The organism is Sandarakinorhabdus glacialis, from assembly GCF_014643455.1.
Lineage (GTDB): Bacteria > Pseudomonadota > Alphaproteobacteria > Sphingomonadales > Sphingomonadaceae > Sandarakinorhabdus > Sandarakinorhabdus glacialis.
This window is the reverse complement of sequence record NZ_BMJM01000010.1, coordinates 1-17,237: the sequence shown is the minus strand read 5'-3', so window position 1 is coordinate 17,237 and position 17,237 is coordinate 1. Positions and strand designations below refer to the sequence as shown.

The 17,237-nt window shown below is 67.7% G+C and carries 19 protein-coding genes; 9 read left to right on the top strand and 10 right to left on the bottom strand.

The genetic code is table 11. From position 1 onward, the window contains the following. Positions 1 to 3 precede the first annotated feature (3 nt). Positions 4 to 594, bottom strand: a complete 591-nt coding sequence (locus IEW98_RS12890; protein ID WP_243450754.1) for an LSm family protein — start codon at positions 592 to 594, stop codon at positions 4 to 6. Positions 595 to 841: 247 nt separating this feature from the next. On the opposite strand from IEW98_RS12890, the gene IEW98_RS12885 reads away from it, so the two are divergent. Both IEW98_RS12885 and IEW98_RS12880 read left to right on the top strand, forming a co-directional pair. Then, positions 842 to 1,363, top strand: a complete 522-nt coding sequence (locus IEW98_RS12885) for a hypothetical protein (RefSeq protein WP_188763373.1) — start codon at positions 842 to 844, stop codon at positions 1,361 to 1,363. Between the two features lie 115 nt (positions 1,364 to 1,478). Continuing rightward, positions 1,479 to 1,934, top strand: a complete 456-nt coding sequence (locus IEW98_RS12880) for a hypothetical protein (protein WP_188763372.1) — start codon at positions 1,479 to 1,481, stop codon at positions 1,932 to 1,934. Here the strand turns inward: IEW98_RS12880 and IEW98_RS12875 are convergent. Both IEW98_RS12875 and IEW98_RS12870 read right to left on the bottom strand, forming a co-directional pair. Further along, positions 1,931 to 2,833 carry a tyrosine recombinase gene (locus tag IEW98_RS12875; RefSeq protein WP_188763371.1) on the bottom strand — a complete coding sequence of 301 codons (903 nt, stop codon included), beginning with the start codon at positions 2,831 to 2,833 and terminating at the stop codon, positions 1,931 to 1,933. The genes IEW98_RS12880 and IEW98_RS12875 overlap by 4 nt on opposite strands. A gap of 29 nt (positions 2,834 to 2,862) precedes the next feature. Next, positions 2,863 to 4,701, bottom strand: coding sequence for a hypothetical protein (locus IEW98_RS12870; RefSeq protein WP_188763370.1), 1,839 nt, complete (start codon positions 4,699 to 4,701; stop codon positions 2,863 to 2,865). 164 nt (positions 4,702 to 4,865) lie between these two features. On the opposite strand from IEW98_RS12870, the gene IEW98_RS12865 reads away from it, so the two are divergent. Then, the gene (locus IEW98_RS12865) at positions 4,866 to 5,432 is read left to right on the top strand and encodes a shikimate kinase (protein WP_188763369.1); all 567 of its coding nucleotides are present in this window, start codon (positions 4,866 to 4,868) and stop codon (positions 5,430 to 5,432) included. Beyond that, positions 5,429 to 6,532, top strand: a complete 1,104-nt coding sequence (gene aroB / locus IEW98_RS12860; protein ID WP_188763368.1) for a 3-dehydroquinate synthase — start codon at positions 5,429 to 5,431, stop codon at positions 6,530 to 6,532. Before IEW98_RS12865 ends, aroB begins: the two co-directional genes overlap by 4 nt. An 84-nt stretch (positions 6,533 to 6,616) precedes the next feature. Here aroB and IEW98_RS12855 read toward each other — a convergent pair whose 3' ends face one another. Beyond that, entirely contained in the window at positions 6,617 to 7,570 is a 954-nt protein-coding gene (locus tag IEW98_RS12855) for an alpha/beta hydrolase family protein (protein ID WP_188763367.1), read from the bottom strand. A gap of 27 nt (positions 7,571 to 7,597) precedes the next feature. Beyond that, a complete protein-coding gene (locus IEW98_RS12850) occupies positions 7,598 to 9,211 on the bottom strand; it encodes an alkaline phosphatase D family protein (protein WP_188763366.1) in 1,614 nt (537 codons plus the stop codon). Positions 9,212 to 9,287: 76 nt separating this feature from the next. On the opposite strand from IEW98_RS12850, the gene IEW98_RS12845 reads away from it, so the two are divergent. Both IEW98_RS12845 and IEW98_RS12840 read left to right on the top strand, forming a co-directional pair. Then, entirely contained in the window at positions 9,288 to 9,449 is a 162-nt protein-coding gene (locus tag IEW98_RS12845; RefSeq protein ID WP_207792572.1) for a DUF2256 domain-containing protein, read from the top strand. A gap of 24 nt (positions 9,450 to 9,473) precedes the next feature. Next, complete coding sequence (locus tag IEW98_RS12840) at positions 9,474 to 10,250, top strand: class II aldolase/adducin family protein (protein WP_188763364.1); 777 nt, start codon at positions 9,474 to 9,476, stop codon at positions 10,248 to 10,250. A 62-nt stretch (positions 10,251 to 10,312) separates the two neighbouring features. On the opposite strand, the gene IEW98_RS12835 is transcribed toward IEW98_RS12840, so the two are convergent. The 3 genes from IEW98_RS12835 to IEW98_RS12825 form a co-directional block, all read right to left on the bottom strand. Next, positions 10,313 to 10,702 carry a DUF2501 domain-containing protein gene (locus tag IEW98_RS12835; protein WP_188763363.1) on the bottom strand — a complete coding sequence of 130 codons (390 nt, stop codon included), beginning with the start codon at positions 10,700 to 10,702 and terminating at the stop codon, positions 10,313 to 10,315. A gap of 133 nt (positions 10,703 to 10,835) precedes the next feature. Beyond that, complete coding sequence (locus IEW98_RS12830) at positions 10,836 to 11,483, bottom strand: immunity protein Imm33 domain-containing protein (protein WP_188763362.1); 648 nt, start codon at positions 11,481 to 11,483, stop codon at positions 10,836 to 10,838. A gap of 51 nt (positions 11,484 to 11,534) precedes the next feature. Then, complete coding sequence (locus IEW98_RS12825; protein ID WP_188763361.1) at positions 11,535 to 11,912, bottom strand: DUF423 domain-containing protein; 378 nt, start codon at positions 11,910 to 11,912, stop codon at positions 11,535 to 11,537. 321 nt (positions 11,913 to 12,233) lie between these two features. Here IEW98_RS12825 and IEW98_RS12820 point away from each other — a divergent pair, with 321 nt between their 5' ends. The 3 genes from IEW98_RS12820 to IEW98_RS12810 are packed head-to-tail and all read left to right on the top strand — an operon-like array spanning position 12,234 to position 14,592. Further along, on the top strand, positions 12,234 to 13,022 hold the full coding sequence (locus IEW98_RS12820) for an exodeoxyribonuclease III (protein WP_188763508.1): 789 nt from the start codon (positions 12,234 to 12,236) through the stop codon (positions 13,020 to 13,022). Between the two features lie 2 nt (positions 13,023 to 13,024). After that, positions 13,025 to 14,092, top strand: coding sequence for a GTP cyclohydrolase II (ribA, locus tag IEW98_RS12815; protein WP_188763360.1), 1,068 nt, complete (start codon positions 13,025 to 13,027; stop codon positions 14,090 to 14,092). Then, on the top strand, positions 14,089 to 14,592 hold the full coding sequence (locus IEW98_RS12810) for a L,D-transpeptidase family protein (RefSeq protein ID WP_188763359.1): 504 nt from the start codon (positions 14,089 to 14,091) through the stop codon (positions 14,590 to 14,592). The genes ribA and IEW98_RS12810 overlap by 4 nt, the downstream gene beginning before the upstream one ends. 336 nt (positions 14,593 to 14,928) lie before the next feature. On the opposite strand, the gene IEW98_RS12805 is transcribed toward IEW98_RS12810, so the two are convergent. Further along, positions 14,929 to 16,335: a sensor histidine kinase gene (locus IEW98_RS12805; protein ID WP_188763358.1), complete on the bottom strand. Its 1,407-nt coding sequence runs from the start codon at positions 16,333 to 16,335 to the stop codon at positions 14,929 to 14,931. Beyond that, positions 16,328 to 17,002 carry a winged helix-turn-helix domain-containing protein gene (locus IEW98_RS12800; protein WP_188763357.1) on the bottom strand — a complete coding sequence of 225 codons (675 nt, stop codon included), beginning with the start codon at positions 17,000 to 17,002 and terminating at the stop codon, positions 16,328 to 16,330. The genes IEW98_RS12805 and IEW98_RS12800 overlap by 8 nt, the downstream gene beginning before the upstream one ends. Between the last annotated feature and the right edge of the window lie 235 nt (positions 17,003 to 17,237).

Sequence of the window (17,237 nt, the reverse complement as noted above, 5' to 3'; positions counted from 1 at the left end):
GTGTCAATCCTCGGCAGTGTTGTCGTTGCTGGCAGCGTTGTCGTCGGTATTTTCGTCTTCGGGTTCTTCGATGACTTCGTCGGCGTCGTCCGAATCGATGCGCCTGGTTGCGGCGATCAACTTCGGCGTCAGCACCAGCTTGGCCGAGGCGATCGCTGCGAACGGAATCGCAATCGGCCCGATGGTCTTGACGTCGAGCGTCAGTATATCATCTTTGAGCGCGCCGATCACGCCGTGCGCGCGATTGCGGCCGTCGACGACGGGATCGAGTTTCATCCGCACTTCATGGCCTTCCCAGCGCTCCCAATCGGCGCGGCGGGTCAGCGGGCGGTCGATGCCGGGCGAGGAGACTTCCAGCGCATATTCGGATTCGATCGGGTCGGCTTCCTCGAGCGGCAGGTCGAGCGCGCGGCTGATGGCGGCGCATTCGGCGAGCGTCAACTGGCCGGTCTTGGGGTCTTCGGCCATGATCTGGAGGGTCATGTCGCCGGCCTTGCCCATCAACTGGATGCGCACGAGATCGAAGCCAAGTTCAGCGACCACGGGGGCGATGATGGCGTCGAGCTTTGCGGCGAGGTCGTTCGTGTCGGTCAAATGAGGTCCGTTTTCCTGAAGCGGGTGACAGCGATCCGGCGGCGGGCGGGAGCGTTCCCGGCCGACCTCCATGCGGTTACCCATGTAGAGATAGCGGCGATATAGTCCGGCGAGCGGTAATCGGCAAGCGGCGACTGCGTTATTCGGTGCGGGGCGGGGTGTGGGGAACAAGGCGAGGTCAGGTTCGTTTAGCGCCGGTAACGGCCGTCGCTATGGTAGCCGACGCCGACCGGCTGGAGAGATTTCGATGACGATGATGAGCAAGAACTGGCGCACGATGCTGGTGGCCGCGCCGTTGCTGGTGTTGGCGAGCGCTGCGGCGGGCCAGCAGACCAACCCGCCCAAGGAGCGCAGCGGCATCGACAAGGTGGGCGACACCGTCGAGAATATCGGTGCCAAGCCGCTGAAGGACATGAACATCATCAAGGACAAGGTCGATCCGCGGATCGAGGCGGCAATGGAGGAGCCCTATTCGCTGAAGGGCATCAAGACCTGCGCCCAGTTCAAGACCGCGATCACGACGCTGACCGGGGTTCTCGGGCCGGACGTCGATTCGCCGCAAGCCCAGCGGAAGGACCAGACCCCGGCGGAGTTCGCGCTGTCGCTCGGCGAATCGGCGGCTGGAAGCATAATTCCGTTCATGGGCGTGGTGCGAAAGATCTCGGGTGCCGATGCGCGCCAGAAATATGCCCAGGCAGCGATTTATGCAGGGTCGGTGCGGCGCGCTTATCTGAAGGGCACGGCTCGGCAGAAGGGCTGCAAGATCTAGCCACTGGCGGCACGTGGTCCGCGCCTGTAACGTTCCCTTGTCGGTTGCGGCCGCAAGGGAACGCATGATGGTACGGGTTCGATGTTCGATAGTCGCGGCGGCGATTTGCGCATTGGTGGCAAGTAGCGCCGGCCTGGCACAGACAGCGTCGCCGTCGACGACGCGGCAGGTCACCGATACGGCCGGGCGGATCGTCACGGCGCCGCTGCGCGACCTGAATGTAAAGAAGGATCCGATCCCGCCGGTGTTGCTGGCGGTGATGGATGCACCGTATTCGCTCACCGGGTTGACCAGCTGCGCGCAGTACAAGGCCGAGATCGACCGTCTGACCAAGGTGCTGGGGCCGGATGTCGATTCCCGGCAGGCGACCGGCGCCAGCGAGACATCGACCGAGTTCGTGCTGGGGACCGCGGAATCAGTGGCCGGCAGCCTCATTCCCGGCACGGGCCTCATCCGGAAGCTGTCGGGCGCCGATGCAGCGAGGAAACATGCGCAGGCGGCGGTGCTCGCTGGGCAGTTGCGGCGGGCGTTCCTGAAGGGCCGCGCCGGCGGCCGGGCCTGCAAGATCTAGGGTTTGCGGTCAGCGAGCGGGTGGCGGGCGTTGACGAGTTCGACGAGCGCCTTCGATGCGACATGGGTATAGATCTGGGTAGTGGCGATGTCGGCGTGACCGAGCAGCATTTGCAGGGTGCGCAGGTCGGCACCGCCTTCGAGGAGATGGGTGGCGAAGGCGTGGCGCAGCACGTGCGGGCTGACGCGTTCGGGCGGGATGCCGGCGTCGGCGGCGAGGGTCTTGACAAGCTGGTAGAGGCGCAGCCGGGTCAAATGCTTTCCGCGTGAGGTGAACAGGAACTTGACCTCGATGGGGACGTGGGCGGCATAGGCGGCGACGGCGGCTTCGGCACGGTTGCCGATGGGGACGAGGCGTTCCTTGCCGCCTTTCCCCGCCAGGATGATGAAGCCGCGGCCGGGGCGGACGGCGTGGCGGGGCAGCGAGACGAGCTCGGTAGCGCGCAGGCCCGAGCCGTAAAGCAGTTCGATGAGCGCGGCGAGGCGCAGGGTGCGGGGGTTTTGCGGCGCAGCGGCGAGGTGCTCGGCGAGGGCGGCGAACAGGCGGTCGACATCGCGCGGATCGAGGGTCTTGGGCAGCGGGCGCGCCATGGCGGCGTTGGCGAGGTCCTTGCCGGGGTTGTCGGCGCGGATGCCTTCGGCGGCGAGGAAACCGAAGAATTGTCGGATGGCGGAGGCTTTTCTGGCAGCAGAAGCGCGCGCGAGTGTGGCCCATTGCGACGAGAGCACGGCGAGGTCGGGCGCGGCGGCGGTGCCGAGCTGTCCGCCGAGCCAGTCGCTCGCCTGTTCGAGGTCGCGGCCATAGGCGAGCAGGGTGTTGCGCGCCGCGCCGCGTTCGGCGGCGAGCATGTCGAGGAAGAGGGCGATGAGCCGGGCGTCGGAGTGCCCCGGCGTCGTCATCCCCGGGGTGGCTTTTGATGGACGCGCGGTCACCCGCGCGTCAGCGCTTCCGCCGCGATGAGACGCGCCTCGGTGGTGCGGCCGCTGCGGACGAGCGCCTGGACGATGTGGTGGAGGTGGAGCGGCGGCACGTCGGCCCAGGGCCCTTGCAGGCCCGTCGCGGCAAGCAGCGTCACTTCGCCGGTGCGGCGGGCGCGGCCGGCGGCGTCGATGGCGCGGCTCCAGCTGTTGGTGTTGCGCGGTAGCAGGTCCGTGCGCAGGCCGTCCCAGTCGCTGCCCGTGGTCACGCCGAGGCCGGCGAGGGCGGCGAACAGCATCGCAGCGCGGCGATCGTCGGCGCCACTGGTCGAACGCCAGTCGCGAAATGCCGACGGGGTGACTTCGACGGTGCCGGTGCCGGCAGCGAGGAGCGCCCAGGCCTGGGCGCGGACCTTGGCGGCGGCGTCGTCGGCGACCGGCCACCAACGCGCCGCGGCAACGGTGTCGCCCGCCGCAAGCAGCGCGGCGATGATCTGGGCGCTGTCGGCGGCGCTGCCGGCGGTGGGCGACAGGCGCGCCGCCGCGGTGGCCGATTCGAGCAGGCCGGCATAGGGATCCTCGCCCTCGGCCCAGATGGCGCGCAGGGCAACGAGGCGGTCGCCCAGGCGCGTGCCGGCCGAGGCGATGCGCAGGCGGTCGCCGCGGCTGTCGGCGTTGCCGGGTGCAGCTGCAGCGCCGGCAGCGTCGGGAGTGGCGGCGTCGATGGCGATGGCGCCGGCGAGCTCGGCGGCGGACATGCTGCCCTGGACGGTGGCGGGGCCGATGGCGGCGCGGCGTGCCTCGGGATCGAGGTTGGGAGCGCGGACCAGCCAGCCGAAGCGCGCCGGGCCGAGTGCGGCGAGGGCGTCGGGGGGGACCATGACGCCGGCGGCGGTGGCGACGCCGAAGCGGAACAGCGTCAGCGGCGGTGCCTCGTTCCAGTCGATGTTCGACGCGCGCCCGGCACCGCCGACGAGGGTGGCGATGCGTTCGGCGAGGCGGAGGTCGAAGCGGTCGACGCTTTGCTCGTCGTTGCCCAGCGCGTCGAAGATGCTGGCGGCGGTGGCGTCGTCGCCCTGGAGGGCGGCGCACATGCCGACGGCGAGCGGCCATAGCGGGTCGCGCGACAGCATGCGGGCGGTTTCGGCGATCGGGCAGAGGCCGCCGATATCGGCGGCGGCAAGCGCGGTCTGGCCGGCGATGCGGTAGAGGAACGGACTGTAGCGATCGATGGGAACGCCGTCGACAAGGGCCTTGGCGCCGTCGATCTCGCCCATGCGGAGCAGCAGCGAGGCGCGCGCCGCGACCCAGTCGCCGGGGCCGATGCCATAGGGGGTGGTGCTTTCGCTGAGCAGCGCGCGGCGCAGGGTGATGCTGGCCCAGCGCGACGCGATCGGCGCGGTGACGCGATTGGCGAGGCCCGACAGGAAGGTGCCGCGCGAGCCGGTGAAGGTGGCGATGCCATAGCCGCCGATCTCGGGCGTCAGCGGCCCGAAGACGGTGATGTCGCGGCCGGTGATCTGGGTGGCGAAGGGATCGACGGGCTCGGGGGGCAGCGGCACCGGCGGGGCGAGCAATGGCGGCAGCAGCGGCGGCGGCGCGGGGGCAGGGGCGGCACCGGATTCATAGACCGGAGGGCCGGTGTCGGCTGGTGCGGCGGGCGCGGGAGCCGGACTGTCGAAGACGTCGGGGAGAAGCGACTTGGGGCCGGCGTTGCTCGGCTGCTGCTGTTGCGGCTGGGCTTGCGGCACGGCCGGGGCTTGCTGGCCGGAGGCCGGATGGGCGAGCCCGAGGGTCAGTGTGGCGGCGGCGAGGACGGCAGGCCGCAGGGCAATCCGCATGTCAGCCATTGCTCCTGAAGATGTTTCGCAATGCCTGGCCTTTCCGGAGAACTCGTTTGTGGCGGCAGCTTTCGCCCGCGTCGGACAGGTGTATAGCGGGGGGCGACATGGAGTGCGACGCCAAAATCCCCCCTGATCCGCCGGCACCCCCGCCGGCACCCCTGCCGCCGCCCATGCCCACAGGTTCGGCGCTGTTGAAGGCAGCGGCGGCGCGGCCGGTGACGCTGGTCGGGCTGATGGGCGCCGGCAAGACCACCGTCGGGCGGCGGCTGGCGGCCCGGTTGCGGCTGCCGTTCGTCGATGCCGATGCCGAGATCGAGCTGGCCGCCGGGCTGAGCGTCTCCGAGATTTTCGAGAAATTCGGCGAGGCGCATTTTCGCGATGGCGAGCGCCGGGTGATCGCGCGCTTGATCGATGGCGCCCCCAAGGTGATCGCCACCGGCGGCGGGGCGTTCATCCAGGACGATACGCGGCTGCTGATCCTCGAGCGGACGTTGACGGTGTGGCTCGATGCCGATGTGGCGACGCTGGTGGAGCGGGTGCGGCGGCGCAACACGCGGCCGTTGCTAAAGGGCCGCGACCCCGGCGAGGTGCTGCACGAGCTGGCGCGGGTGCGGAACCCGATCTATGCGCAGGCGCCGATCCGGATCGCGAGCAAGTCGTTGCCGCATGGCGACACCGTCGAGGCCATCGTCGCGGCGCTGGCGGCGGCGAATATGAGCGAAGGAATCCCGGCGTGATTGTTGAAGTACCCTTGGGCAAGCGAGCGTATCCGATCCATATCGCGCCGGGCCTGCTCGCCAATGCGGCGCCGCTGCTGGGGCCGCTGGCGCCGCGCGGGCGACTGGCGCTGGTAACCGACAGCAATGTCGCGCGGCTGCACCTGCCGGCGTTTGCGGCGGGGCTGGCGGCGGGGGGGATTGCCGTCGACGAGATCGTGCTGGCGCCGGGGGAGGCGACGAAGGACTGGGCGACGTTGGCGCAGGTGACCGAGCGATTGCTGTCGCTGGGCGTCGAGCGCGGCGATGCGGTGGTGGCGCTTGGCGGCGGGGTGATCGGTGACCTGACCGGGTTTGCGGCGTCGATCCTGCGGCGGGGCTGCCGGTTCGTCCAGGTGCCGACGACGTTGCTGGCGCAGGTCGATTCGTCGGTGGGCGGCAAGACCGCGATCAACGCGGCGGCGGGCAAGAACCTCGTTGGGGCGTTCCACCAACCGGCGCTGGTGCTGATCGACCCGAGCGTGCTGGCGACCTTGCCGGTGCGCGATTTGCGCGCCGGTTATGCCGAGGTGGTCAAATACGGCCTGATCGGCGACCCGGGATTTTTCAAATGGTGCGAGGCCAATGCGGCGGCGTTGCTGGCGGGTGACGCGGGCTGTCAAGCCGAGGCGGTTGCGGTGTCGTGCCGGGCCAAGGCCAAGGTCGTGGCGGCGGACGAGCGCGAGACGGGTGACGTGCGGGCGCTGCTTAATCTGGGGCATACGTTCGGCCATGCGTTCGAGGCGGAAGCGGGGTTTTCGGACCGGTTGCTCCACGGCGAAGGGGTGGCGCTGGGGATGGCGCTGGCGTTCGACCTGTCGGCGGCGCGGGGGCTTTGTCCGGCCGAGGATGCGGCGCGGGTGCGGGCGCATCTGCTGGCGTGCGGGTTCGTGCTGAGCCCGAAGGCGCTGGGATTCGAGGTGAGCGCGGCGACGTTGCTTCACCATATGCGGCAGGACAAGAAGATGAAGGCGGGGACGCTGCCGTTCATTCTGGCGCGGGGGATCGGGCAGGCGTTCGTGGCGCGCGATGTGCCGCTGGGGGATGTCGAGGCGTTTCTGGATGGGGTTGTGGCGGAGTAGGCTTTCGCGGCGAGGGGCGTGAACCCCCACCCCGCTCGGCTGGAGCCGAGTCGCCCTCCCCGCAGGGGGGAGGGAGGCAGCGACCTATTTCGATTCGAAACGGTCGCTTGGGGTGAGCTTTAACGTCTTGAGCGTTGCAGCGTCAGTTTTGTCGCCAAGAAGCTCGGCGCCCCAGAAGGCGTTGGTGGCGGAGATGACGGCGTCGTGGATGTGAATGTCGGTGGCGGTCGGGGAACTGCGGAGGTTGCCGGCGAAGACCATGTGGTCGCCATCCTTGAAGACGATCAGGTATTTCTGGCCGGGTGGCATGCCTCGATAGGGCCCGATGCGCTGGGCTTCGGCGGCGAGGCGCTGGGCTGCGGCCTTGGCGTCCGATTCGGGGGTGGGTTCGCCGCGGCGGGCGGGGACGCCGTCCTCGGTGCCGGTGATCGACAGGAAGGGAATGGTGATGCCGCCAAAGGCTTCGCCGAAATTGGCCTGGGTCAGTGCCGAGGGGCTGAGGGCGATGGCGGCGTCGATGCGGGCGTCGCGGAAGGGCGCCTTGCCGAGAAAACGCTGCCCGGCGACGCCTTGCGCCGTCCAGGCACCCATACTGTGGCCGGCGATGCCGATGCGAGTGAGGTCGAGCCGGGCGAGGTTGCACTGGCCTTCGCGGGGGCGCCGGGCGAGTTCATCGAGGATGAAGCCGACATCGCCGACTCGGGCGTGGAGTTGCTGCGCCGAGGCGGCGGCGCGGATACGGGCGCGGCGTTCCTGCGGGGTGCCGGGAGCGCGATAGGCGGCGGCGTCGCTGCCGGGGTGTTCGAGGTGGACGACGGCGAGGCCGCGATCGGTCCAGGCCTTTGCCCAGAGCGAGCCGCCGGCGATGCCGCCGCCGAGGCCGGGGCTGAACAGGATGAGCGGCACCTTCGCGGTCCCGTCGGGCAAGCGGATACGAACCGGCAGGTCGCGGTCGCGCGCCGCGTCGTGCCAGACGGCATCGCAGGTCTGGCCGGCAGCGGGGGCGGCAATCAGCAGGGCAAGCAGGAGACGAAACATCCTGCCTACCCTGCACGTTCCCGGCGGCTATGCCAGTTGCATCTTGCGCTCGCCGCGGCGGACGGTGGCGGCTTGCCCGGCGCTGACGGCGAGGCTGCGATCGCTGATGGTCTGCATGAAGACCCAGTCGCAGCGGGCCTGGTCGGGGGTGAAGGCGACGGTCATGTAGCCGCGGCGGCTGGTGTCGCACCAGGTCATGCCGGGGCTGGCGGCGACGACGGCGTCGCGGATTTTCGCCGGGTCGGCCTTGAGCGCGCTTTCATAGCCGGGCGAGGTGACGGACTGGCCGGCGAACTCGACGCCGGCGGGCTTGCCGCCGTGTTCGAGGTTGAACGCCCAGGCGTTGTGGCTGTCGCCGGAGACGACGACCATGTCGGCATCGGCGTCCTGTGCGGCCTTGAGCACGCGGGCGCGGGCCTGCGGGTAACCCGACCACATGTCCATCGCGGCAGAAATGCCGGCGGCCGAGGCGGCGAGGCCGGCCTTGATATAGCCCTGCGCGCGCGGATTGGCGTCGGCGGCGAGGAATTCGAGCGCGTTTTTCGGCGTGCGGACGTCGCCCATGACGACCTGCTGGGCCACGAACTGCCATTTCTGGCCGGTCCTTGTCGAGGCCTTGAGGTTGGTCTTGAACCAGCTTTCCTGCGCGGTGCCGAGAAGCTGCCGCGAAGGATCATTGAGCGGCCCGTCGCGGAAGGCGGCTACGGCAGCGGGACCAGCCTTCAATGCGGTGCCGATATCGAGCTGCTGGTCGCGGCCGGTGACGCGGGTGTCGAGGGTGATCAGGCTGACAAGGTTGCCGATATCGTAGCGGTGGTACAGGCGATCAGGGCCGGGCAGCCATTCATGGTGGACCTGAATCGCGGCAGCCTTGCGGGCGGCGAAATCGCCCTCGTCGGGCTGGTGATTCTGGGCGCCGTTCTTCCAGGTGTCGTTGGTGAATTCATGGTCGTCCCAGATGGCGACCATCGGGAACAGCCGATGCAGCTCCTGCAGGCCGGGATCGACGCGGTAGCTGGCATAGCGCTGGCGATAATCGTCGAGGCGGATCATCTCCGTAGCAGGCTCGATGTCGCGGCCGGGCATGGTCTCGGCGGCGCTCGGGTAGATGCCGCGGGCATATTCATATAGATAATCGCCGACATGGACGACGAGGTCGATGTCGTCGCGGGCGGCGGCATGGGCATAGGCGTTGAACCAGCCGAAGGGTTTGTTCGAGCAGCTGAACACCGCGATGTTGAAGCGCGCCAGCTTGCCGGTCGGCAGGGTGCAGGTGCGGCCGATGGGGGACGTGGTGCCGTCGGGCGCAGTGAAGCGGTAGAAGACCCAGCCCTCGGGCAGCCCGGAAATGCGGACTTGCGCCGTGCCCCAGGTGGCGGGGCCGGCGATGGCTTCGCTGCGCTTGATGATCTTGCCGAAGCCCTGGTCGGCGGCGACTTCGACCTTGAGCATCGTCGCCTTGCCGTCGGCGGCGGCGTAGCGGGTCCATAGCTTGATCGAGTCGGGGGCAGGATCGCCCGAGGCGACGCCGTGAGTGAAGCCCTTGTCGGCCCAGATCCCGGCGAGGGCGGGGCGATTGGGCAGCAGCAATCCGGCAGCGGAAGCGGTCAGGAAGGCGCGACGATCGAGAGCAAGACGCATTGATATACCCCGGACTATGATGCGCGCTGCGTAAGCGGTGTTTGTGACAATCAGGGGACGCTAGACCTTGCCCAAGATGCGCCGCAAGGCCGATCTGCCGACCAAGGCCTGCGTCGTTTGCGGGCGCGATTTTAGCTGGCGGAAGAAATGGGCAAAGGATTGGGACGAAGTGCGCTATTGTTCCGACGCATGCCGGAGCGGCACATATTCACAGGCGCGCGTAAAAGCGCCAGAATGAAACGACTTGTTGGGGAGTTGAACGATGGCAACGCAGTTGAAGCCGGTGACGGGCCTACGCGAGCAGGTCTCGGCGGAGGAATGGGCGATCAGGACCGACCTGGCGGCGGCGTATCGGCTGGTCGCGCTTTATGGCTGGGATGACATAATCTTCACCCATCTGTCGGCGCGCGTTCCGGGCCCCGAGCATCATTTCCTGATCAATCCGTACAACCTGATGTTCGAGGAGATCACCGCGTCGTCGCTGGTCAAGATCGATGTCCATGGCGCGCCGATCATGGAAACGCCCTATGTCACCAATCCGGCGGGCTTCGTGATTCATTCGGCGATCCACATGGCGCGCGAGGATGCCGGTGCGGTCATGCACGTGCATACGAAAGCGGGGCAGGCCGTCAGCGCGCAGGCCGATGGGCTGATGCCGTTGACGCAGACCGCGATGCTGATCCGTAACCAGGTGACGTACCACGAGTATGAAGGCGTCGCGACGGACCTGGAGGAGCGCGAACGGCTGGTCGAGGACCTTGGGGCGAAGAACGCCATGATCCTGCGCAACCATGGCACGCTGGCGGTCGGCAAGACGGTGGCGGAGTGTTTCCTCAACCTGTATTTCCTCGAGCGGGCTTGCGAGGCGCAGGTGATGGCGTTGTCGGCCGGGCCAAACGGGCTTTACAATCCCCCACAGGGCACGCCGGAAAAGGCCGCCGGGCAGGGCGAAAAGGGCCTCGGGATGGTGGCGAACTTGCTGGCCTGGCCGGCGCTGTTGCGCAAGCTCGACCGGCTGGATTCGAGCTTTCGCGATTAGGACGCGAACCCCTGCTCGCCGGTTGGCGAGCAGGCGGTAACCCGGCGGCGGCTTGTCCGCAGCTAGATTAGTGACTTGGCATCTTTCAGGACCATGTCGCAGGCCTTGGTCTTCAACGAGCCGGTCAGGCTGTCGAGCGAAAGTGCCGACTTGCCGGTGCCGAGCTGCCCGGCTTCGCCGGTCTTGTAGTCTGCCGACGAGGTGACGCCCGGCTTGCCGGTCAGCTTCGACAATACCGAACTCGCATCGCCGCCGCCGAGGACCTTGTTCTTGACGCAATAGCCAAGAACGCCGGCGGCGTTGCCCGCGCTCAACTTCGACATGTCGGGGAGCCCGCCGGTCAGGCCCGACAAGGACTTGGTGCTGGGCATGGCCGGGAGCTGCGCCTGCGCCGCGCCAAGCCCGCAGACCAGCGACATCGACACAGCGGCGACCGATAAAAAGTGTCTCATGACTTCTCCTCGAGGCATGACGTATTGTCCAACTTCAGGCGCCGGCAATCAACCGACTTTGTTCTCGCTCGTCATCGGTCCGCGCCGTTGCCGACGTCCCTGGCTGTCAGGGCACGATCATGGACCCGGCTGGTCAATTTTCTGCGTTGTAGGTTCCGGTTGCAAATTCGCGCAGGAACCCGGAGCCGATGGGAGCGTCGATCAGGCTTAACCAGCTGTCGTCCCGGTTGAGCACGGCACCGACGGCGACATATTGCGCTTTGCGCGCATCCAGTTCGGCAGGGCTTGCTTCACCCTGCCTGCCGCGGATGCGCCAGCCACTGTCCGGGTATCTGTCATCACCCTGCTGCATGTCAGGCTTGTCGCGGTAGAGATATTCGACCGGTTCCGAACCGTCGAGAACGCACTCGTCGACGAGGCAGCGCTCCCAATATTCCCGGCGTTCCGTTGGTCGCGGCGCCGTTTCGGGGTGAGCCCATTCAATCGAAAGGATGTGATGCCTGCCGAAGCTGATCGGGTCACCGACCTTGAGCGAGGATGTCGTCTCAAACGCCTGGTTGCCGAGGCCCCCCACGAGCTCCGTGCCTTCGACTGATTCGACGGTAACCCACATTCGCTCCACCGGCCATTCTTCGGTGTCGTGCGTATACTCGAACATCAATTTGACCAGGTCGCCCTGTGCCACGGCCGCGACTTCAGTGGGGCTCGGCAGGAAGAAGGTGTAACGCGATTCTGCTGCAACAGGGCGTGGATCGAGCAGGATAGAGGTCGGGGCGGTCATCCCCTTGTTGTAACGGGCAAGCAACCACCGACAAGCGGCCTCTTCCAGGAACTACGAATCTTTGCTGTCGTTCTTGCCGGTCAGGGCGATGATGGCGATCCATAGCCAGCCGAGCAGCATCAGGGTGCCGCCAATCGGGGCGAGGGCTGCTGCGCCGCGCGGGGCGCCGAGGGCGAGGGCGTAGAGGCTGGTGGCGAAGAGGAATGTTCCCAGGGCTAGAAGCCAGGTGGCGGCGCGGACGGGGCGGGTGCTGCGCCACGGGAGCAGGGCGAAGATTGCGGCGGCGTGGGGGAGCTGGAATGTCACGCCGGTGCGGATCCAGTCGCGGGCTTGCGGGTCCTCGATGGCATGGGCGGCGAAGGCGCCGAATGCCAGGGCAAGGACCGCGTTGAGCGCGGCGAAGGCGGGGAGCAGGCGGGGGCTGGACATGGCGGGCGTCTTGCCCGGATGTAGGCGCGAAGCAAGCCGTGCAGGACAGGATGTCGCGGCCTCAAAAGATTTCGGGCCAGCGAGAGTTTTCTGAATGCCGTTCATGCCTGGTCAATGTTCCGGGCGCCATTACAGATAGGCGGGTTGACGCCGCCGCCGGAGTTTGCCCCCTGTTATCCGGTGGTTTGAAACGTCTTCCCGTTGCGTGACGAGCGCAAAAATGGCCCCTGCTCCATGCCCCCGGAGCAGGGGCCTATTTTGTTCCGGGGCCTGATCATCGCGGTGGGTGACGGCCGGGTCCGCATCGCCTACATCGGCGGCATGACGCTGAGCATTGCCACCTGGAATATCAATTCGGTTCGTTTCCGCCTCGATATCGTCGAGCGATTTCTGGCCCAGCATGCGCCCGACGTCCTGTGTTTGCAGGAGACCAAGGTCATCGACGGTGAGTTCCCGCACCAGATGTTCGAGGATCTCGGCTATCGCTATCGCCTGCTCAATGGCCAGAAGATGCATCACGGCGTCGCGACGATCTCGCGGATCCCGATGACCGAGGAGCGCCGATTCGACTGGCAGGATAACGGCGAGGCGCGGCACATCGGGGCGCGGCTGGCCAACGGACTGCTGGTCGAGAATGTCTATGTGCCGGCCGGCGGCGATGTGCCCGATGCGCGAATCAACCCCAAGTTCGGCCAGAAGCTGGCGTTCCTCGAGAGGATGACGCGCTGGTCCGAGGGCCTGCGCGATTCGACGGTGATCGTCGGGGATTTCAACGTCGCGCCGCTGGAGTGCGACGTCTGGAGCCACAAGGCGCTGCTCGGCGTGGTCAGCCATACGCCGATCGAGGTCGAGGCGCTGGCGGCGTTGCAGGCGAGCCATGACTGGGTTGACCTCGGCCGGCATTTCATCGCGGCGCCGGAGCGGCTGTTCACCTGGTGGAGCTATCGCGCAACTGACTGGAAATTGTCCGACCGGGGGCGGCGGCTCGACCATATCTGGGCGTCGCCCGACGTGGGGCGCCAGGCGACGAAGTTCGAAGTCCTTGAAGACGCGCGCAATTGGGGCAAGCCATCCGATCATGTGCCGCAGATCGTGACGCTTGAGCTGTGACGATGGCGCCCGGCTATGCAGCGGAAGCAGCGGTCGATGCGCTGCGGCGTGGGCGGATTGTCGGGGTTGGCGGGCTGGCTGTGTTGTCGGCGGAACTGGCCGATTCGGTATCGCTGAAGGCGCTCGAGGTCGCGGGGCGGGCGGGGCTGGTGATCACGGCGCGGCGGGCGGCGGTGTTGAAGCTCGCCAACCAGATCGGCGCTGCGGTCGGCGATGCCGAGCCGGTATGGGTGGAGCGGCCGACGTGGCTCGACCTGCCGGGGTCGCGCGCGGTGGCCGATCCGGTGCTCGACCTGGCGACGCCGTTGAAGGGTCCGTTCACGACGCGGGCCTTGGGGGCAGATGCCGAATCGGCGCGGGCGGCGATCGTGCTGGCGAAACACGCGGCGCTGCTGCCGGCGGTTTATGCGGTGCCTTTGCGAGGGGTTGCGGCGGTCGTGGTGACTGGCCTGGCCGATGTGCTGGGGTTGCCGGCGGCGGCGGCGGATGTGCGGATCTCGTCGCGGGCGCGGCTGCCGCTGGCGCTGGCCGAAGCGACCGAGGTGGTGGCGTTTCGGCCGTCGGATGGCGGGCCCGAGCATCTGGCGCTGGTGATCGGTGATCCTTCGCGCAGTGGCCCGGTGCTGGTGCGGCTGCATTCGGCGTGCCTGACCGGCGATGTGCTGGGCAGCTTGAAGTGCGATTGCGGGCCGCAGCTGCACGCGGCGCTGGCGGCGATCGCGGCGAATGCGGGGGGTGGTATCCTGTTGTATTTGCAGCAGGAAGGCCGCGGCATCGGGCTGCTCAACAAGCTGCGGGCGTATGCGTTGCAGGACCAGGGGTTCGATACGGTCGACGCCAATACGCGGCTGGGGTTCGAGCCGGATGAGCGCGATTTCGGGCTGGCGGCGGCGATGCTGACGCAGCTTGGGGTGCGGTCGGTGTCGCTGATGACCAATAACCCGTTGAAAGTGGATGGTTTGGCTTCGCATGGGCTGGTGGTCGAGCGGATCGAGCATAGCATGGCGCCCAATCCGCATAATGTGGCCTATCTGGGGACCAAGCGCGATCGGCAGGGGCATCTGCTTTGAGGCTGCTGGCCGATGTGGCGGCGGGGACGCTGACCGGGTTCGGCGAGACGGTGGCGGCGGTGTTCGGCAAGGGCGGGTCGTTGCCCGCGGCGGACAAGCGCGAGGGGGATGGGGCGACGCCGCTGGGCATTTGGCCGGTGAGGACGGTGTTGTTGCGACCGGATCGTGTTGCCGGGGTGGTCACGCGGCTGCCTTGGCGGTGGTTGCGGGTCGATGATGGCTGGTCGGACGGGGTAGGGGATCCGGCGTATAATCGGCCGGTTCGGCATCTGCATGGGTTCTCGGCCGAACGGCTGTGGCGGGACGACCATGTCTATGATTTGATTGTTGTTTTGGGGCATAATGAGGCGCCGGTGGTGGCGGGGGCGGGGAGTGCGATATTTTTGCATTGTACCCGGCCGGATCGGGCGGCGACGGAGGGGTGTATTGCGGTCGAAAAGGGGGATCTGGAGCGGTTTGTGGGGATGATGGCGGCTGGGGACAGCGTTACGCTGGTCTAGTTTTTTTGGCGTCGGGGGTTTTTGAGAATGTTGTGGGTTTTCTATGGGGTTGACCCCGAGAAGTTCACTGGGACGCGAATTTTGGTTCGCGTTGGGGTGGGAGGTGGGTTCAGGGCCGAGTTTGTTCCGCTACACTAACCTGTTCGGTTAATTTTGTCAAGAGAGTGTTTGTGGCGGCGGGGGACCACCCCCACCCGGGCCGCGAAGACGCGTCTCTCGACCTCCCCCCTTTAGGGGGAGGACAAGTAAGGGGGGCGTTTACGGCGCGGGGAGACACCCCCACCCGGGCCGCGTGAAGACGCGTCTCTCGCCTCCCCCCTTGAGGGGGAGGACCAGTTAGGGGGAGGGGAAGTTTATTGTGACTTTGAGGCCGGGGTTGTTGTCGCTTAGCGTCAGGGTGGCGCGGTGGACGCGGGCGGCGATGGCGACGAGGCTGAGGCCGATGCCGGTGCCGGGGCTGGCAAGGTCACGGTCGAGGCGGGTGAAGCGGTCCTGGACGCGCAGGCGGTCGGCTTCGGGGATGCCGGGGCCGGTGTCGGTGAGCGTCAGCCTTGTATGTCCGGGGGTGGTTTTGACCGAAATCTCGACGGTTCCGCCCTCGGGCGTGAACTTCAGGGCGTTGTCGAGCAGGTTTGCGGTCATTTGGGCAAGGAGCGGCCGGGCGCCGGTGAGGGTGGCCGGTTCGAGGTCGGCGGTCAGCTTGATGTTCCTGTCGTCCGCCAGCGGCCGATACAGGTCGATGGCTTCGGCGACGATGGCTTCGAGCGATAGCGGCGCGAAGGTGGCGGTGGCTTCGGCGCGAGCGAGGCCGAGGGCGCCGTCGATGATGTCGAGCAGCGCGTCGAGGTCGCGGCGCGAGTCGGCGAGGATCTCGCCGGCGTTGTCGCCGGCCTTCATGTCGGCCAGTTCGAGGCGGGCGCGGATGCGGGTCAGCGGGGTCTTGAGGTCGTGCGCCATGCCGTCGGTGCTCGCCCGCAGCGCGTCGGTCGTGGCGCGGAGCGAGCCGATGAGGCGCTCGACTTCGGCGAAGACGAGGTTGAAGGTTTCGGCGAGGCGGTCGTATTCGTCGGCGCGGGGCGAGACGGGGACGCGTTCATCGAGGCGGCCGGCGAGGAAGCGGTCGCCGGCGTCGGACACCTGGTCGACGAAGCGCAGGCCGCGCCGGCTGTACCACCAGCCGAGTGCCAAGCCGAGGACGCCGGTGACGAGCAGCGACCAGAACATCGACTTGAGCCATTGCTGACGGAGCGCGGCGCGTTCGTCGGCGAAATTGCCGACCAGCAGGCGATAGCCGCCGCCGAGCGCGACGGCGCGGGCATCGACCCAGCGGCTGCCGGCGCGGCCGCGGGTGTTGACGACGCCGGTGGTGAAGCTGTGGAAGCCGGGGCGATCGACTTCGAGTGGCCAGGCGAGGAGGTTGCCGGCGAGCGGCGTGCCATCGGGGGCGGCGAGCAGGTAGAAGAATTCGTTGAGGCGCGGCAGTTGCTGCTGGCGGTTGATCGCGCCGGCGACGCCGTTCAAGCCGTCGTCGCGGTAGCGGGCGACGAGGCTGGTGGCCTCGTCGTCGACGAGGGCGCGCATGCGGGCTTCAACGAGGCGGGTGGTTTGCAGATACTGGACGGTCATCGCGGCGCCGGTGGCAAGCAGTGCGATCAGGGTGATCCAGAGGGCGCCCCGCAGCGCGGCGCTATGCGCTCGCGGCCTGAAACGTGCAGCGCTATGCCATTGCGGGTTTTTAGGCATCTAGGCGGTAGCCGGCACCGCGGACGGTGTGGAGCATCGGCGCTTCGCCGGGGGCGTCGATCTTGGCGCGCAGGCGGCCGATATGGACGTCGATGACGTTGGTGCCGGGGTTGAAGGCATAGTCCCAGATCGCCTCCATCATCATGGTGCGGGTGACGACCTGGCCGGCGTGGCGCATGAGATATTCGAGGAGCTGGTACTCCTTGGTGAGCAGCTCGATGCGGCGGCCGCGGCGGCTGGCGGTGCGGGCGAGGCGATCGAGCGACAGGTCGCCGGCGGTGAGCGTGTCGCCGGGGGCGGTAGGGGCGTGTCCACGGCGGACGATGGCTTCGAGGCGGGCGATGAGCTCGCGGAAGGAAAAGGGCTTGGGGAGGTAGTCGTCGGCGCCGGCTTCGAGACCGGTGACGCGGTCGTCGATCTGGCCGAGGGCGGAGAGCAGGAGGACGGGGGTGCGGTTGGCGTTGGCCCGGAGTGCGCGGAGCACCGAGAGGCCGTCGAGCAGGGGCAGGTCGCGATCGAGGACGATGGCGTCGTAGCTGTTGGTGAGCGCGGCGGTGAGGCCGTCGACGCCGGTGGCGGCGTGGTCGCAGCTGTGGCCGAGCTCGGTGAGGCCCTGGCGGAGGTATTCGGCGGTCTGCGGGTCGTCTTCGATGAGGAGCAGCTTCAAGGGGAGGGCTCCTGCGGGTGGGCGTGCCGGTGTTCTATCGAAAAGGTTCGTCATGCTGAACTTGTTTCACCATCCATCGCCGGGTCAGGCGCAGGTTGTGCCGGCGGCATGATGGATGCTGAAACGAGTTCAGCATGACGAAGGTGGGCTAGGGGGAGTCGGGGATGGCTTATGCGGTTGAGGGGGGGGCTGGTCGGGGCGCGAGTTTGAGAGGGCGGGAGATGGGCCCCGGCCT

Excerpts from the sequence above, each read along its gene's own strand:
- IEW98_RS12830 (WP_188763362.1), bottom strand. The coding sequence starts at position 11,483 with ATGACCGCCCCGACCTCTATCCTGCTCGATCCACGCCCTGTTGCAGCA.
- IEW98_RS12820 (WP_188763508.1), top strand. The coding sequence starts at position 12,234 with ATGACGCTGAGCATTGCCACCTGGAATATCAATTCGGTTCGTTTCCGC.
- IEW98_RS12865 (WP_188763369.1), top strand. The coding sequence starts at position 4,866 with ATGCCCACAGGTTCGGCGCTGTTGAAGGCAGCGGCGGCGCGGCCGGTG.
- IEW98_RS12850 (WP_188763366.1), bottom strand. The coding sequence starts at position 9,211 with ATGCGTCTTGCTCTCGATCGTCGCGCCTTCCTGACCGCTTCCGCTGCC.
- IEW98_RS12875 (WP_188763371.1), bottom strand. The coding sequence starts at position 2,833 with ATGACGACGCCGGGGCACTCCGACGCCCGGCTCATCGCCCTCTTCCTC.
- IEW98_RS12805 (WP_188763358.1), bottom strand. The coding sequence starts at position 16,335 with ATGCCTAAAAACCCGCAATGGCATAGCGCTGCACGTTTCAGGCCGCGA.
- ribA (WP_188763360.1), top strand. The coding sequence starts at position 13,025 with ATGGCGCCCGGCTATGCAGCGGAAGCAGCGGTCGATGCGCTGCGGCGT.
- IEW98_RS12835 (WP_188763363.1), bottom strand. The coding sequence starts at position 10,702 with ATGAGACACTTTTTATCGGTCGCCGCTGTGTCGATGTCGCTGGTCTGC.
- IEW98_RS12885 (WP_188763373.1), top strand. The coding sequence starts at position 842 with ATGACGATGATGAGCAAGAACTGGCGCACGATGCTGGTGGCCGCGCCG.
- IEW98_RS12825 (WP_188763361.1), bottom strand. The coding sequence starts at position 11,912 with ATGTCCAGCCCCCGCCTGCTCCCCGCCTTCGCCGCGCTCAACGCGGTC.
- IEW98_RS12855 (WP_188763367.1), bottom strand. The coding sequence starts at position 7,570 with ATGTTTCGTCTCCTGCTTGCCCTGCTGATTGCCGCCCCCGCTGCCGGC.
- IEW98_RS12870 (WP_188763370.1), bottom strand. The coding sequence starts at position 4,701 with ATGGCTGACATGCGGATTGCCCTGCGGCCTGCCGTCCTCGCCGCCGCC.
- IEW98_RS12840 (WP_188763364.1), top strand. The coding sequence starts at position 9,474 with ATGGCAACGCAGTTGAAGCCGGTGACGGGCCTACGCGAGCAGGTCTCG.
- IEW98_RS12845 (WP_207792572.1), top strand. The coding sequence starts at position 9,288 with ATGCGCCGCAAGGCCGATCTGCCGACCAAGGCCTGCGTCGTTTGCGGG.